The sequence below is a fragment of the Actinomadura meridiana genome, from assembly GCF_039537545.1.
Classification (GTDB): domain Bacteria; phylum Actinomycetota; class Actinomycetes; order Streptosporangiales; family Streptosporangiaceae; genus Spirillospora; species Spirillospora meridiana.
This window is the reverse complement of the sequence record NZ_BAABAS010000001.1, coordinates 38,726-54,576: the sequence shown is the minus strand read 5'-3', so window position 1 is coordinate 54,576 and position 15,851 is coordinate 38,726. Positions and strand designations below refer to the sequence as shown.

At 66.9% G+C, this 15,851-nt stretch carries 15 protein-coding genes; 2 read left to right on the top strand and 13 right to left on the bottom strand.

What is annotated here, in order from left to right; genetic code table 11:
* The first annotated feature begins 61 nt into the window (after positions 1 to 61).
* A complete protein-coding gene (locus ABD808_RS00240) occupies positions 62 to 1,210 on the top strand; it encodes an NADH-quinone oxidoreductase subunit D (RefSeq protein ID WP_344887585.1) in 1,149 nt (382 codons plus the stop codon).
* Between the two features lie 54 nt (positions 1,211 to 1,264).
* On the opposite strand, the gene ABD808_RS00235 is transcribed toward ABD808_RS00240, so the two are convergent.
* The 11 genes from ABD808_RS00235 to dacB all read right to left on the bottom strand — a co-directional run bounded on the left by ABD808_RS00235 (position 1,265) and on the right by dacB (position 11,654).
* Entirely contained in the window at positions 1,265 to 1,774 is a 510-nt protein-coding gene (locus ABD808_RS00235; RefSeq protein ID WP_344887583.1) for a DUF3180 domain-containing protein, read from the bottom strand.
* A complete protein-coding gene (gene folK, locus ABD808_RS00230) occupies positions 1,771 to 2,358 on the bottom strand; it encodes a 2-amino-4-hydroxy-6-hydroxymethyldihydropteridine diphosphokinase (protein WP_344887581.1) in 588 nt (195 codons plus the stop codon). The genes ABD808_RS00235 and folK overlap by 4 nt, the downstream gene beginning before the upstream one ends.
* Positions 2,355 to 2,720 carry a dihydroneopterin aldolase gene (gene folB / locus ABD808_RS00225; RefSeq protein ID WP_344887578.1) on the bottom strand — a complete coding sequence of 122 codons (366 nt, stop codon included), beginning with the start codon at positions 2,718 to 2,720 and terminating at the stop codon, positions 2,355 to 2,357. The genes folK and folB overlap by 4 nt, the downstream gene beginning before the upstream one ends.
* Complete coding sequence (locus ABD808_RS00220) at positions 2,717 to 3,154, bottom strand: nuclear transport factor 2 family protein (protein WP_344887574.1); 438 nt, start codon at positions 3,152 to 3,154, stop codon at positions 2,717 to 2,719. Before ABD808_RS00220 ends, folB begins: the two co-directional genes overlap by 4 nt.
* A complete protein-coding gene (folP, locus tag ABD808_RS00215; RefSeq protein ID WP_344887571.1) occupies positions 3,151 to 4,071 on the bottom strand; it encodes a dihydropteroate synthase in 921 nt (306 codons plus the stop codon). The genes ABD808_RS00220 and folP overlap by 4 nt, the downstream gene beginning before the upstream one ends.
* A gap of 200 nt (positions 4,072 to 4,271) precedes the next feature.
* Positions 4,272 to 4,883, bottom strand: coding sequence for a GTP cyclohydrolase I FolE (gene folE, locus ABD808_RS00210; RefSeq protein ID WP_344887568.1), 612 nt, complete (start codon positions 4,881 to 4,883; stop codon positions 4,272 to 4,274).
* A gap of 14 nt (positions 4,884 to 4,897) precedes the next feature.
* Positions 4,898 to 6,901, bottom strand: coding sequence for an ATP-dependent zinc metalloprotease FtsH (gene ftsH, locus ABD808_RS00205; protein ID WP_344887565.1), 2,004 nt, complete (start codon positions 6,899 to 6,901; stop codon positions 4,898 to 4,900).
* 387 nt (positions 6,902 to 7,288) lie between these two features.
* Positions 7,289 to 7,852 carry a hypoxanthine phosphoribosyltransferase gene (gene hpt, locus ABD808_RS00200; protein ID WP_344887562.1) on the bottom strand — a complete coding sequence of 188 codons (564 nt, stop codon included), beginning with the start codon at positions 7,850 to 7,852 and terminating at the stop codon, positions 7,289 to 7,291.
* 123 nt (positions 7,853 to 7,975) lie between these two features.
* The gene (gene tilS / locus ABD808_RS00195) at positions 7,976 to 9,001 is read right to left on the bottom strand and encodes a tRNA lysidine(34) synthetase TilS (protein WP_344887559.1); all 1,026 of its coding nucleotides are present in this window, start codon (positions 8,999 to 9,001) and stop codon (positions 7,976 to 7,978) included.
* 104 nt (positions 9,002 to 9,105) lie between these two features.
* Entirely contained in the window at positions 9,106 to 10,215 is a 1,110-nt protein-coding gene (locus ABD808_RS00190; protein ID WP_344888303.1) for a zinc-dependent metalloprotease, read from the bottom strand.
* A gap of 134 nt (positions 10,216 to 10,349) precedes the next feature.
* Entirely contained in the window at positions 10,350 to 11,654 is a 1,305-nt protein-coding gene (gene dacB, locus ABD808_RS00185; RefSeq protein WP_344887556.1) for a D-alanyl-D-alanine carboxypeptidase/D-alanyl-D-alanine endopeptidase, read from the bottom strand.
* 219 nt (positions 11,655 to 11,873) lie between these two features.
* On the opposite strand from dacB, the gene ABD808_RS00180 reads away from it, so the two are divergent.
* The gene (locus tag ABD808_RS00180; protein ID WP_138645020.1) at positions 11,874 to 12,365 is read left to right on the top strand and encodes an inorganic diphosphatase; all 492 of its coding nucleotides are present in this window, start codon (positions 11,874 to 11,876) and stop codon (positions 12,363 to 12,365) included.
* A 213-nt stretch (positions 12,366 to 12,578) separates the two neighbouring features.
* Here ABD808_RS00180 and ABD808_RS00175 read toward each other — a convergent pair whose 3' ends face one another.
* Positions 12,579 to 13,811: an NlpC/P60 family protein gene (locus ABD808_RS00175; RefSeq protein WP_344887549.1), complete on the bottom strand. Its 1,233-nt coding sequence runs from the start codon at positions 13,809 to 13,811 to the stop codon at positions 12,579 to 12,581.
* A gap of 126 nt (positions 13,812 to 13,937) precedes the next feature.
* Complete coding sequence (locus ABD808_RS00170; RefSeq protein ID WP_344887546.1) at positions 13,938 to 15,725, bottom strand: RNA polymerase sigma factor; 1,788 nt, start codon at positions 15,723 to 15,725, stop codon at positions 13,938 to 13,940.
* Between the last annotated feature and the right edge of the window lie 126 nt (positions 15,726 to 15,851).

Here is a 15,851-nt window from a genome sequence, read left to right as displayed (position 1 = left end):
TAGCGAGTAGCGCTCGCCATGGGACCATGAAGCGGTAACCGGAGCGGGTGGAGACGCGACCATGACCACCGAACGGATCGTCGGGATCGGTGCGGGCGCCAAGGAGCTCGCCACCGAGGACATGACTCTGAACATCGGCCCCCAGCACCCGTCCACACACGGCGTGCTCCGGCTGAAGCTGACTTTGGACGGCGAACGCATCTCGGCCGCCGAACCCATCATCGGCTACATGCACCGGGGAGCGGAGAAGCTCTTCGAGGTCCGGGACTTCCGTCAGATCATCGTGCTCGCCAACCGGCACGACTGGCTGTCCGCGTTCTCGAACGAACTCGGCGTCGTCCTCGCGGTGGAACGGATGCTCGGCATGGAGGTCCCGTCCCGCGCGGTGTGGACGAGGACGCTGCTGGCAGAGCTCAACCGGATCCTCAACCACCTGATGTTCCTCGGCTCGTATCCGCTGGAGGTCGGCGCCATCACCCCGATCTTCTATGCCTTCCGTGAACGGGAAGCGTTGCAGCGGGTGATGGAGGAGATCTCCGGCGGACGCATGCACTACATGTTCAACCGTGTCGGCGGGCTCAAAGAGGAACTCCCCGCCGGTTGGACGACGCGCGCGCGACAGGCCGTTTCCGAGGTCCGTTCCCGGATGAGCGATATCGACGACCTCATCAGGGGAAATGAGATCTTCCGCGCCAGAACGAGAGGCGTCGGGACGCTCACGCAAGAGCAGATTTTGCAGTACGGGGTGTCCGGGCCCATCGCACGCGCGTCCGGCCTGGACTTCGACCTGCGCCGGGACGAGCCGTACCTCGCCTACGGGGACCTCGACGTCCGCGTCGTCACCCGGTCCGAAGGCGACTGCCTGGCCCGGTTCGAGTGCCTTCTCGACCAGGCGCACGCGTCCCTCGACCTTGCCGACGCCTGCCTCGACCATCTGGCCGACCTCCCGCCCGGCCCCATCAACCAGCGGCTGCCCAAGGTTCTGAAAGTTCCGGAGGGCCACACCTACGCCTGGACGGAGAACCCGCTGGGCATCAACGGCTACTACCTGGTGTCGCGCGGTGAGAAGACTCCGTGGCGTATGAAACTGCGGTCCGCGTCCTTCAACAACATCCAGGTTCTGCAGGAACTGCTGCCCGGCAACCTGGTCGCCGACATGATCGCGATCCTCGGGTCGATGTTCTTCGTGGTCGGCGACATCGACAAGTGACGAGCACGGACGAAAACCCCGTCTGCCGCTCCTGAGACTCGCCTACGCGACGGGTCAGGCACGGGAGGCGCCTCGGTGGCGTTCCTCTTCGTCCGGGTCCTTCGGTACGCGACACGCGTATTCCAGGAAGAAGGCCGCGGCGACCAGGACGGCAGCGGCCAGGAAGGTACCGCCGCTGACATAGAAGTCCTCGCGTGGTGTCTGCTTGTCGAGCGACGACGCGAGGCTGGCGGCGAACCCGGCGAAGACACCCGCGATGACCGCGGACGAATGCGCGCTGGCCTTGCCCAGAGCGGCGAGCCGCGCCACCGCCATCGGGTCCAGCGGCCTAGGTGCCGGGGTGCGGTTCGCATCTGGTCCGCGTCCACGGCCAGGCTTGCGGCGAATGCGGCGCAACACGTTCAGACCGGTGAAACCCTCGCCGAGCGCCAGCAGCAACAGCGTCGGAACCGCCGTCCACGGCAACGGCGGCAACGACAGATAGGCAGAACGCAGCACCGCCCAAGTGATCACCGCGATGACGACCACTAGGGCGATGAGGAAAAGCGGACGGGACGGCTTCATGCAGGCTGCTGGAGGGCCAGGTCCTCCCGGCGACGAACGGCCGACGGGCCACCCTCCGCCTGCTTGGCCTGGGCGAGGTCACCGACACGGCCGTGCCCGGGGAGCAACACGTCCGGCTCGATGTCGGCCCAGGGGACGAGGACGAACGCACGCTCGTGCGCGCGCGGGTGCGGAAGCGTCAGGTCGGGGTCGTCGGACGACACGTCCCCGAAGACGACGATGTCGATGTCGAGCGTGCGCGGCCCCCAACGGACCTTGCGTTCCCGCCGCAGCGAGGTCTCGATGTTCAGAACACGTTCGAGAAGGTTCTCCGGTGGCAGTCGCGTATCGGCGATGAGAACGATGTTGAGGAAATCACCCTGTTCGGGGATGGTCTCACCGGGAGGCGCGTAGGGAGCGGTCTCGTAGACGGGTGAAAACGCCACGAAATTCAGGCCGGGGGCGTCGAACAGCGCGTCCACCGACTCCTGAATGTTGTCCAGGCGGTCTCCGAGGTTACTGCCGATCGAAAAGACGACACGGTGCTCGACCAGCATGTGGCCACCGGTGGCGGTGCGGTCGGGCATGCGGTCGGACGCTGTCATGGGCGACTCCTCTTGATCTTCACGGCGATATCCGTGAAGGGGTGCGGCACCGGGGCGTACGGCTTGTGGACGGTGATTTCGACCTCGGACACCGTCTCATCTTCCAGACATGTCTTCGCCAACCGGTCGGCGAGTGTTTCGAGGAGATTGACGGGCTCTCCCTCGATCACCGCGACCAGTCGGCCGGCGAGCGTTCCGTAGTCGACGGTACGCGAGAGATCGTCGCCGGACGCGGCCGGGCGCGTGTCGAGACCGAGAACCGCGTCCACCACGAACTCCTGCCCGAGTTCGCGCTCGGCGGGCAGATACCCGTGCCTCCCCCATGCGCGGAGGCCGCGCACCTCGATGCGGTCGAGACTCATTCTTCCTCTGCATCCACGACGTTGAGAACGGGGGAACCGTGGTGGAGCAAGAGCCTCCACTCGCCGTCCGCCCGTACGAACACGTTGGTGGCAACGATGCTTCCACCCGCGAGAAACCCGGTTTCGGTGTCCTCATCGGCGGTGAGGACGTTCTCCTTGCACGTCACCACCGCGTGATCGCCGTAGACGTCAGTTTCCACGTCGGTCAGCACGAACTGGATGTAGGTGGTGTTGGCCATGATGAGCGCCCAGGAACGCAGCACCTCGTCACGTCCGCGCAGCATCGTCCACCCAGGGTGCACACAGGAAACACCCTCCGCGTACGAACCGGCCGCCCAGACGTCGGACATACGGTCAAGGTCGCCCTCTTCGAACGCCGCATAGAACTCGGCGTGGACCTCGCCCACGTCGGAGCGGTTCACGGCACGGCTCATGGACGATGACTCCCGTGGTCGGCGCGGTCGTCGGCGGCGGCTTCGGCGGCGTCCTCGTCGAGAGGGCGGGCGGCGCGGATGGCGGCCGCCACCCGTACGGCGTCCGCGTTCGGACGGACGCGGTGGACCCGCACACACCACGCACCGGCCACGGCGGCCAGCGACGTGATGGCGACGGTGGCGTCGTCACAATCGAGGAAAGGACGGCTCGTCCCGTCCGGTTCTGCCAGAAGCCTGGTGAGGAAGTTCTTGCGGGACGCTCCGACCAACACGGGAAACCCCAGACCGGTGAAAGCGTCCAGATGGGCTAGCAGCGACCAGTTGTGCCCGGCCACGGGGTTCTTCCCGAAACCGAGCCCGGGGTCGAGGACGATCATCGACGGGTCGACGCCCTCGTCCAGCACGGCGTCCACCCTGTGCCGAAGCTCGTCGCGCACCTCCCGCACGACGTCCTCGTACACGGCGCGGGTCTGCATGTCATGACTGTGCCCGCGCCAGTGCATCACCACGTAGGGGACGCCCGTCGCGGCCACGACCTGCGGCATGTCCGGATCGGCGAGGCCGCCGCTGACGTCGTTCACCAACCGGGCGCCCGCACCGATGGCCTCTTCCGCCACTTCGGCGCGCATGGTGTCGACACTGACCGGAACGTTCTCGGCGACAAGCGCCTCTATGACGGGAATCACGCGGCGCAGTTCCTCGTCCCTCGACACACGTTGCGCGCCGGGCCGCGTGGATTCGCCGCCCACGTCGACGATGTCGGCGCCCTCCGCGACGAGATCCAGCCCATGCCGGATGGCCTTCTCCGGGTCGAACCAGGCCCCGCCGTCGGAGAACGAATCGGGGGTCACATTGACCACGCCCATGACAAGGCAGCGCCCTGGCGTGGGCAGCCCTGGAACGGCGGCACTGGTCATGACACCCAACCCTATGCCTTGAAATCACCGTGCCGGAGCGACGCCTCCGCCATCCCGCACGCCCGCCGACGCCGGGCCCCGGCTCCGCCGCGAGCCGCCGGGCGGACGGTCACGACCGCTCACCGATGACAGCGCAACGGGCCTCAGCTTTACGCTGAGGCCCGTTGAATCGGCTGATGTCCCCGAGACAGGGTGGACGATCAATAACGCCCGAGAATCAAGCTCATCGCCTCGGACCGCGTCTCTGCATGATCACGGAAGTCGCCGCGCACCGCCGACGTCACGGTCTTCGCGCCCGGCTTCCGCACGCCCCGCATCGTCATGCACAGGTGCTCCGCCTCGATCACCACGATCACGCCACGCGGCTCCAGCACACGCATCAGCGCGTCGGCGATCTGGCTCGTCATCCGTTCCTGAACCTGCGGGCGACGCGCGTACACGTCCACCAGCCGGGCCAGCTTCGAAAGACCGGTGATCTGGCCCCTCTTGTTCGGCGTGTAACCGACGTGGGCCACTCCGTGGAACGGCACCAGATGGTGCTCGCACACGGAGTACACCTCAATGTCCTTCACCAGGACCATCTCTTCATGGTCGACGTCGAACACCGTCGTCAGCGCGTCCTCCGGCTTCTGCCGCAGCCCGGCGAACTGCTCGGCGTACGCGCGCGCCACCCTGGCAGGTGTGTCGCGAAGCCCGTCACGGTCAGGGTTCTCCCCGATTCCGATCAGGATCTCGCGAACCGCCCTCTCGATCCGCGCGTGGTCGAACCCCGGGGGCTCCCCCGGGACCCGCGCCTCATCGTCGACCCCCAAATCAGCCAACGTGGTCAGCTCTCACCCTGGGCCGGGTCGGAGGACTCCGAAGGGACGCCGCCCTGGCCGTTGTTCTTGGTGAGATCGGTGACGTCCTGCGGGCCGAGCAGAGCGAGCTCCTTCGGCGTCATGATCGGCGGACGGTCCGACGGGAGACGCTTGCCGTAACCGGTGTAGGAGTTCTGGTGCGGCCTCTTCTGGATCGGCTCGAAAATTTTCAGCACCTGCTGCTTGGAGAGGGTCTCCTTCTCCATCAGGTTCACGACGAGCGAGTCGAGGACGTCCCGGTACTCCACGAGGATCTCCCACGCGGTGTCGTGCGCGGCCTCGATGTAGCGACGGACCTCGTCGTCGATCGCGGAGGCGATGTCCTCGGAGTAGTCACGTTCGTGACCCATGTCGCGTCCCAGGAACACCTCGCCCTGGCCCGTGCCGAACTTGCGCGCCCCAAGACGTTCGCTCATGCCGTACTCGGTCACCATGTTGCGGGCGATCGAGCTCGCCTTCTCGATGTCGTTGGCGGCACCGGTCGTCGGCTCGTGGAAGACCAGTTCCTCCGCGGTGCGCCCACCGAGCAGCATGGCGAGCTGGTCGTTCATCTCCGAACGCGTGGTGAGGAACTTGTCCTCCATCGGCAGGGTCATGGTGTAGCCCAGGGCCCGTCCGCGCGGCAGGATCGTCACCTTGTGCACGGGGTCGGAGTTCGGCAGCGCGTGCGCCACCAGAGCGTGCCCACCCTCGTGGTAGGCGATGATCTTCTTTTCCTTCTCCGACATCACACGCGTCTTGCGCTCCGGCCCGGCCATCACGCGGTCGATGGACTCCTCAAGGGTGTCCATGTCGATCAGCTTGCGGTCGAACCGCGCGGTGAGCAGCGCCGCCTCGTTGATGACGTTCGCCAGGTCCGCACCAGTGAAACCGGGGGTGCGGCGGGCGATGATGTCGAGCTCAACATCCGGCGCGAACGGCTTACCGCGTCCGTGCACCCGCAGAATGCCCTTGCGGCCCTCCAGGTCAGGACGGTCCACGGTGACCTGACGGTCGAACCGCCCCGGACGCAGCAGCGCGGGGTCGAGGATGTCGGGACGGTTCGTCGCGGCGATCAGGATCACGCCGCCCTTGACGTCGAACCCGTCCATCTCGACCAGCAGCTGGTTCAGGGTCTGCTCACGCTCGTCGTGGCCACCGCCGAGACCCGCGCCGCGGTGCCGTCCCACGGCGTCGATCTCGTCGATGAAGATGATCGACGGGGCGTTGGTCTTGGCCTGCTCGAACAGGTCACGGACACGGGACGCGCCCACACCGACGAACATCTCGACGAAGTCCGACCCGGAGATCGAGTAGAACGGGACCCCCGCCTCACCGGCGACCGCACGGGCCAACAGGGTTTTACCAGTCCCGGGTGGGCCGTACAGCAACACGCCCTTGGGAATCTTCGCTCCGATGGACTGGAACTTCGCCGGGTTCTGGAGGAAGTCCTTGATCTCCTCAAGTTCCTCCAGAGCCTCGTCGGCTCCGGCCACGTCGGCGAACGTCGTCTTCGGAGTGTCCTTGGTGATGAGTTTCGCCTTGGACTTGCCGAAGTTCATCACCCGCGAGCCGCCGCCCTGCATCTGGTTCATGATGAACAGGAAGATCAGCACGATGACGACGATGGGCAACAAGCTGAACAGCAGGTTCAAGAAGAAGCTCTGCTTGGGCACGTCGACGTTGTAGCCACCGGGCAGCTTCCCGGCGTTGGCCTGCTTCTGGAGCTGGTCCTGCAACACGAGACCCTGGCCGTCGACCCAGGAGGCCTGCTGCTGCTTGCCGTTGTTGAGCGTCAGCTCGATCCGCTGGTCCTTGTCGATGATCTTCGCGGACTTCACCTGGCCCGAGTTGATCTCTTGGACGACCTTGGAGGTGTCGACCTTCTCGAACGAACGGTCGGGGCTCATGCCCCACACGACGAGGGCGATCAAGAGCCCGAACAGCAGGATCCACAGCAGCGGCCCGCGAAAATAGCGCTTCACGTCCATTTATCCGGTTACCCCTCCGGGGCCCGTCCCTCCTGACCAACATCTGTGTGCGATCCTCGTCCGCCCATGGGGACGGACGCCGGGGCGACCAACAATGCGTCCCACGGACGGCCCGTCGCCCGGGGCGCCGAACCCGCCGTGGCGGCTTCCCTGGTGTGGCTCCCCAACCCGAGGGTCCGGGACACCGACGGTACACCGCGAGATGCAGACGACGCAGCCTGCGCTGTTCTCCTGCATCCCTTCCATATACCCGTCAACGACCTTTGCAACGATTCGTCACGGTCGCTTGTTCCCTGGGCCCGTTCCAACGGCTCGTCCAGTCTCACCCTGCCAGCACGGCGCGGCGCTACCGTCACGGGTGTTTCGAGCACGTGCCGGGCCCGGCCCCTAGCCCCGCTCACCGCCGTACACGTGCGGGGCGAGGGTGCCGACGAACGGCAGGTTCCTGTACTTCTCCCCGTAGTCGAGCCCATAGCCGATGACGAACTCGTTCGGAATGTCGAACCCGATGTACCGGACGTCCACATCCGCCTTGACCGCCTCCGGCTTGCGCAGCAGCGCGCAGATCTCCAACGACGCGGGCCCACGCGAACGCAGGTTGCTCACCAGCCACGACAGCGTCAGGCCAGAGTCAACGATGTCCTCCACAATGAGGACGTGCCGGTCGAGGATGTCAGTGTCGAGGTCCTTGAGAATGCGTACGACACCGGACGATTTCGTCCCGGATCCGTAGGACGACACCGCCATCCAGTCCATCGAGGCAGGCGTGTGCAGGGCCCGCGCGAGGTCCGCCATGATCATGACAGCGCCCTTGAGGACCCCGACCAGGAGCAGGTCCTTGCCCGCGTAGTCGGCGTCGATCTGTCCGGCGAGCTCCCCCACCTTGGCCTGCAGGTCGTCCTCCGGGATGAGCACCTTCGCAAGGTCGGTGCCCAGGTCCTTCTCGTCCACAACCCCACCCTCATAGTTCGGACCACGCCCGTCTGGTGGGACGGACATCACCACGCGCCGTTTCCCCCGTTCACGCGGCGGGCGCACCACGCGACGGTCGGTGACGTCCTACGCGGCGCGATGTCAAACCGGGACGAACAGCAGCTTCCCATACCGCCGGACGGCCCGAAGCCGCCCGGGCAGGTCCACGTGCCGTTGGCCGCTCCAGGCCGTGACCAGGCGATCGACCGCATCGACATGGACCGCCGCGAGCGTACCCGGCGGGCTGCCGGCTCTCACCGCCGCCATCCGCAGTACCCGGGTCCGGACGGCCCTGGGCAGATTTTCGAGCCCTTCCAGAAGGACGGCCACACGGCAGCCGTCTTCCTGGGTTTCAAAGTCGGTGTAGGCGTTGGCAGCGAGCTCGTCCAAGGCGTCCGCGTCGTCCCGCAGCATCCTGGCCGTGCGTGCCAGGGCTTCGGCCACGCCGGGCCCTAGCGTCTTCTCCAGGACGGGCAGAGCGTCGTGCCGGACGCGCACGCGCGCGTATGTGGGATCAACGTTGTGGGGGTCGTCCCAGGGTTCAAGCCCCATCGCGTCGCATGCCCTGCGGGTCGTCGCCCGGTCAAGCTCCAGCAGTGGCCTCAGGTAGAGAACACCCTGGTCGCTCTGGTCAGCGGCTCCTGGAGAGGGGCGGCGGAACGCGCTCGGCATACCGGCCAGCGATCTGGCCCCGGAACCGCGTGCCAAACCCAGCAGGACGGTCTCGGCCTGGTCGTCCCTGGTGTGCCCGAGGAGGACGGCCGCGGCGCTCAGTCGTCCGGCGGCCTCGTCGAGCGCGCGATAGCGGGCATCGCGGGCGGCGTTCTCGGGCCCGCCCGGCCCGTCGACGGTGACCGCGATCGACCCGGACGGGTCCAGACCCAGGCCTGCCATGGTTCGGACGACGGTGTCGGCACGCTTGTCCGAGCCGTCCTGGAGACCGTGGTCGATCGTGACACCTGCGGCGGTGCGCTCCGATCTGGGTGCTTCGAAGGCCAGCGCCCCTGCGAGAGCCAACGAATCGGCTCCGCCACTGCACGCGGCCACCACGACCGCTCCCGGCGGCAACTCGGCCAAGGCACGCCTCACTGCGAGACGTACTGTCGCCACCGCCGGATCAGGCCCCATGGGAAACCTCTATCACCACACGGCTTCTAGCATCCGCGACAGGCTCCGTCCGCAGTCAGCAACACCCGCACGTCGCCTCCTCGGACAAGCCTTCGCCTGCTTGCTCAGGCCTCGTTGGCCTTGGGCGGCGCGTCGATGGCCTGTGGACCGACGACCCGGTTGATCCAGAGCGTCGGTTCCTTGATCTCGTCGTGCGTCGGCAGCGTCTCTGGAGACTGCCACACCTGGTTGAAGCCGCTCATTCCCACTTCGGTGACAACACGCCGGACGAACCGCGAGCCCTCCGCGTACTGCTTCATCTTCAGGTCGATGCCGAGCAGGCGCCGGATCGTCTTGTCGAGCCTGGAGCCGCCGTCACGGCGTCCCTGGAAACGTGACCGGATCTGCTGTACGGACGGCACGACTTCTGGGCCGACCGCGTCCATGACGTAGTCGCCGTGCCCTTCGACCAGCGTCATCACCGCGGTGAGACGGTCAAGGATCTCGCGCTGTTCTGGAGTTTGGATCGCGTCGATGAGGTTGGCGTCACCGCCGCGTACGGCGTCCGCGACCGCTTCTGCCGCGTCCCGGATGCGATCCAGCATCAGCCCCGGGTCGAGGTCGGACGCAAGCAGGAACTTGGTCATCTGCTCCTGCACGTACTCACGCAACCACGGGACACCGGTGAACTGGGCCCGGTGCGTCTCTTCGTGTAGGCACACCCAAAGACGGAAGTCATGCGCCTCCACACCGAGCTCCTGCTCGACATGGACGATGTTGGGCGCGACCAAGGTGAGCCGTCCCGTCGGCGCCCGCCCGGACGGGTCAGGCGGAAGGAAAAGCTCGTACTGACCCAAGACACGACTGGCCATGTAGGCGAGGATCGCGCCGACCTGCATCCCGGTGACACGAGAGCCAACCGCTTGGACGACAACGTTGCCCGCACCACCGAGAGCACCCGGGCCACGCCGCTCGGACATTTGCTCCATCAGCGGTTCGAGCACCACACGGAAGCCGTCCACGTTCGCGCGAATCCAGCCGGGCCTGTCCACGACGGTCGCCGGGGCGGGATCGAGCTCGGAGGCCATGCCGGTGAAGTCCCGGACATGTCCGTGAGCGATCCCCGACAACTCCCGCAGTTCCGCCACGACCTCGCGGGCCTCGGCATGGCTGACCTGCGGCCCCGGCCGGACAAGCCGGGTCCCGGTCTGGACCGCCACGTTCCAGTCGATCATTGAGGCGCTCATGTACTCCACCGTACGTTCGGACGCGGCGCCGGAGCGCCCTGCACAGTTGTTCAACGAACAACCGTTCTGGTTATCTCCCGTACGGTCCAGCCCACACCACAGGCCAAGGCCCAACGAACGCGTCAGCCGCACCCGCACGTCGCTATGGCGGCCGCGAGCTGGTCCAGCTTTCCGGGGTCGACCGCCCCCTTGCCGTCCCCCGCCATGAAGGCGAACGCCAGCAACCGCCCATCGGCGTCGTAGGCCAACCCAGCCAGCGTGCTGACCCCCGCCAGAGTGCCCGTCTTAGCGCGGACGACCCCGGCACCAGCCCGACTGGCCGCGACGCTGTAGCGCGGTGGGCTCAGCGTCCCGGAGAAACCGGCGATCGGCAGGCCCGTGATGACCGAACGAAGCTCCGGGTGGTCTTCACCGGCGGCGAGGGAAACGAGACTGGCCAGGGCTATCGGCGAGATCCGGTTACGCGGGGACAGCCCGCTACCGTCGTTGACCGAGACCCCGCTCGTGACGCCCAACCGGCCAATGACCTGCTGCACGGCCTGCGCGGCGTTCGCGAACGTCGCAGGGCGCCCCAGCTTCATGGCGACCTGTCTGGCCACCGCCTCCGCCACATCATTGTCGCTGTGGGTTAGCAAATGCTCCACCAACGCCGACATCGGCGGTGACTGGACGGCACCGAGCCGTCCTGCCCCCTTCGGCGCGACCGTAAGACGCCCCGCACTCGCGTTGACCCCGTACCGGGACAGCAACCGTGCGAACTGCTTCGCCGCAACAGCGGGTGGATCCGCGACCCTCGTCTTCTTGGACGGAGCCACTCGGCCCTCATCGACCGTCAAGGCGGTGACAGGCGCGACCTCACCATCGGGCAGATAGTTGGGCTTCCACCCTGCCGCTGTCCGGGGACCCTGGTACGCGGACGTGTCGTAGTCAACGCGCACCCGTCCGACACCCGATGCCTTCAGCGCGGTGGCCGTCTGCCGAGCCAACTCCTGGAGGGACGCGAAGGGCGGATGCCCCGGGTCAGGACGTGCGGGAAGGGCCGTCAAGGTAGGATCCCCGCCTCCGACAAGGACGATCCCACCCCCCGTACCGCGCACGACCTGCGTGGTGATCCTGTGGGCGGGACCCACCGATGCCAGTGCCGCCGCCGATGTCATCAGCTTCGTCGTCGAGGCCGGGGTCGCGGGCCGGTCGGCACGCCACTCGAACAGAGGGCGGCGGGTGGCGACGTCGATGACCACCGCATTGATCTTGGCGCGTGGACCACCGATCAGCGCCGACAACCGTCCGGCCAGGGCGGACGACGTCGGCAACGGGCCTGACGCGAGATCGACCGTGGGGAGCGCCGACGCCGGAACACGGACGAGGTCGCGGGCGGCCACACTGGGCGGCTGCGGAGACAGCTGCCGATCCGGTGTGAGTTTCACCACTGCGAACCCGGCGGCAACAGCGAAAACGTTAAGGAGGGACAGCGACAGAACCACGAGGGCACGAGCTCGCCCAGGGGCCTGACCGACCCTCTCCCACTCAGCACTCACCAACGTGCGACATCCTTATATAAGGGAAACACTCACCTGTGGGGACGGCCTCGCCCACGGGCTCCCGAAAGACTATTCACTGCCCGCGCGCAGGGAGCGGAGGACATCTTGGATTTCGACGTCACCATTGAGATCCCGAAGGGCCAGCGGAACAAGTACGAGGTGGACCACGAGACGGGACGCATCCGGCTCGACCGCATGCTCTTCACCTCGACGCAGTACCCGGCCGACTACGGGTTCATCGAACACACCCTCGGAGAGGACGGCGACCCCCTCGACGCCCTGGTCCTGCTGCAGGAGCCGACGTTCCCCGGCTGCCTCATCCGCTGCCGGGCGGTGGGCATGTTCCGGATGACCGACGAGGCCGGTGGTGACGACAAGGTCCTGTGCGTTCCCGCGACGGACCCCCGCATGGAGCACCTGCGCGACATCCACCACGTCGCCGAGTTCGACCGCCTGGAGATCCAGCACTTCTTCGAGGTCTACAAGGACCTGGAGCCCGGCAAGTCCGTCGAGGGCGCCAGCTGGGTGGGGCGCGTCGAGGCCGAGCAGGAGATCGAACGGTCCCTCAAGCGCGAGGCCGACCGGGGCGGCCACTGACGACGACCGTGCCCGGCCCGGTCTACACCGGGGACCGTCACACACGGTAGACGGGCTGCCCGCGACCCGCTGGACCTACGGCCGCATCCAGCGGGCGTCGCGGAAGGCGCCAAATCCGCTCCCGCGCCTGAGCGACACGCGATACGAAGAACCCTTCCGCACGTGATCCGCTGCGGAAGGGTTCTCGTCATCCTCAGCCAGGTACGCGTCGCGTCAGCCGGCGGGACGGGTCGCGCCGATCAAGTCGTCTCGGTGGATGCTGGAGATGCGCACCCGTGCACCGGTGTAGGGCGCCTCGACCATCCGACCCTCGCCGATGAAGATGCCCACATGGTGGATCGTGCGGGGATCGGATGTGTTCGTCGCGAAGAAGATCAGGTCACCCAGGCGTAGTTCGTCGGTGGGGATGTGCGGCCCCGATGTCCATTGCGTGCCGGTCCAGTGGTCAAGCTCCACACCCACCTTGTGCCATGCGTACAGTGTCAGGCCAGAACAGTCGAAACCGACCGTTCCCGCTCCCTGCGCCACGCCGTAACTCGGACCGTCCACCGTGCCGCCACCCCAGGAGTACGGGGTCCCTAGCCATTTGAGCGCGGCTTCCACGACGATCGCGCCACGAGCAGCCGTGTCCGCCTCACCTGCGGGAGACGGATCCGAACCGGTGAACTTGGCGCGAGCCCTACGCGCCTCCGCCTTCTCCAACGCCCGTTCCCGCGCGCGTTTGACCCGGGCCGCATGAGCCTGTGCACGGCCAAGCCGATGCTCCAGACGCCGCTTCTCGGCCTCAATGCGTTGCATAGACGCCTGCTGCTTGGCAACCGCATCCTCCGCGGCTTGCTTGGCCTCATCGGCGCGGGTCGTCGAAACGCTCTGCTGGACGAATGCTGTCTGAGCCTGTCTGCGGAACAGGTCGGCGACGTTCCTGGAAGCCCGCATCCGCTCCAACGCCGCAGCCCGTCGCTTGGCGAGGACGTCGACCATCACCGCACGGTCCATGAACCCCTGCGGACCACCATGGCCCCCAAGCGCCGAAGGCATGCGACCGGAACCGGTGTTGCTGCGATAGGCCTGCGCGGCGAACGACGCGAGCTCGACTCGCGTCTGCTCCAGCCTCTGGTCGGCCTCCACCAGTCGTACCTGGGTGTCCTTGTATGCCTCCTGGGAGCGTCGGAGTGCGAGCTGCTCGCCGTGGTAGCGCTCTATCGCGGTCTCTGCGGCGACGGCGAGCCGATGAAGCTCACCGTCTGCCTGCGCGAGCTTCGCCTGCGTCCGACCGACCTCGGCGGCCTGTTCCCTGACGTGGTCTTCGCTCCGCTCGACATCCCGGGCACTGGGCCCGGGTTCGGCCGCGACGGCGGCCGGCGCCACCGTGCCCATGCCCAACGCGAGGCTCGCTGAGAACGCGAGAATCCGCAGCGTCGTACGGCGAGAGGATGACGAGAACACTCGGCTGGTCTCTGTTGCACCAGGTGCCATGAGCACGTTCTCCCCACGGCACGTATCACATAGTGCAAAAGATCAACTACGAACTGTAGTTGGCTTTACCAATGGCAGGTACTGTCACCGCTGCGTTCAGGAGCTGGGCGTCGTCGACGAATCCTGTCCTGCGGACGGCGACGGATCGGGCCCGCCACTGGTAGGCGGACGTTCAGCGGGCCGCGGCTCTGGAGCCACCGGAGCCGTGGACGATGTCGGCTTGGACGGCGCTGGTTTCGGGCCAGAGGACGACGGACCGCCCGACCCACCCGTATCTGGCGGGGTGGACGGGCCTTTCGGTCCGGACGGTGTCGGCGTGGGCGAGGTCGTCGGATCCGGGTTCGGGTCGACTGGGCGCCAGGTGACGCGCACCTTGACCCCGCCAGGGAAGAACGTGATGGTGCCACCCCCTTGGGAGTTCGGCCGCCGAGATGCGTGCACACGCAGCGTCACGCCCTTTCCGGGCTGGAGACGCCCAGCTGCCTGATCTAGCCGCAAGGCTCCCTGCCCCTTCGCCGACCAGGCCACTGGTCCACCGTGCGCACGCAGGTGAACGAAACCGTCCGACTCCCCCGCCAGGTCCACGAAGCGTGGAGAAACCAGCAACGTGCCCTTGGCCGCGGAGCCTGACCGTCCATCGCCTAGCCCCGAGCTCGGGGACGGAGTGGGCAGAGCGGTCGGCGGCGCGGACGAAGCCCGCGAACCCAGCGGGAACGTCGCGGACACTGGAACACCGTCAATGTGTCCGACAGCATCCGGATGATCCACGGATCGCCGTCCCTCATCCAGTCGCCCGGGTTGGCGGGAAACCACGATCGGACGTGGACCGGCGACAGCGCCCACATCGCTTCGCCCACCACCGAAGACCGCGTACATGGACGCGACCCCGCCGCCGGAGAGGGCGACCATGGCCGTGAGCACTACACCGACACGAGCGGCATGGGCTCGGGGGCCAACCGTCCTCAGAGCATCCTTCTCGGACGAAGTCTCCTTCGACCGAGCCCCCGACCTGCGGACGCGATGCAGACAGGAGAAGCGGCCCGAAACAGACCCCCGGAGAGGCCCTCCAGGCTGCTCGGGCTGAACGGGGAACCCGTCGGCCGTGAAATCGGTGAGCCGCGTGGCAACGAAGAGCCTGTAGCCAACGAGCTCTGGATCCAGGAAGTAGCTCATGACCCGGAGCCGCAACTCCGCCGCAGGGCCGACGATCGGCAGCAACCCGTACACTTTGGTGGCCGACACCATCCGAGGACGGAACGCTCCACAGACGCGGCACTCCTCCGCGTGCTTCAACAACCGGCCGTTGGGAGTACGGCTGATTTCGCCGTGCCGCTCCCGCAGCAGCAGGGCACGCTCAGCGCAACCGTAAGGACCCTGGTGCGCGAGTATCTCCGCCGTCAACGCCTCGTCCAACTCGCCGTGCGCCCGGTCCAGCGCCACCGGGATGTTCTTCACTGGCACGTCGAACATCACCGCGAGGTCGGCTACGGACAGGTCATGCCTGATCCTCAGCTCCAGAAGTTCCCGCGAGAGGGGCGACAGCGAGAGAACCGTCTGCCACGCCATGACGCGCTGGTCGACGTCCTCCTGGTAATGACTGGCGATCGGCACGTCCGGGGCCCTGCCCTTGGGCGGAGGACGTCGCGCGCATTCCACCCTGGCGATGCCGTACAGCCACGGACCGAACCACTCCGGGTCGCGCAGCTTGCCGACATGCGCCTCGGCCACGATGAACGTGTCGCGGAGCGCCACGCGCACGGCGTCCCTGCAACGCAACTGAAGCCAGCAGTAGGCGTAGAGACGCTCGGCATAGGTGTCGTACAGCGCGGCAGTGGAGTCGGGGCCGTGCTCACGCAGTGCCTCGACCAGGCGATGGTCGTCCATGCCACAAAACGTAAGGGCTCCGAGTGGCCCTTACTAGTCAATTCAAGATATCGAACTACGATACCGAACACCATTCTTGCGCTTCGCCAATACTTTTCCCGACTGTCGCGGACGAGGAGTTCGTGG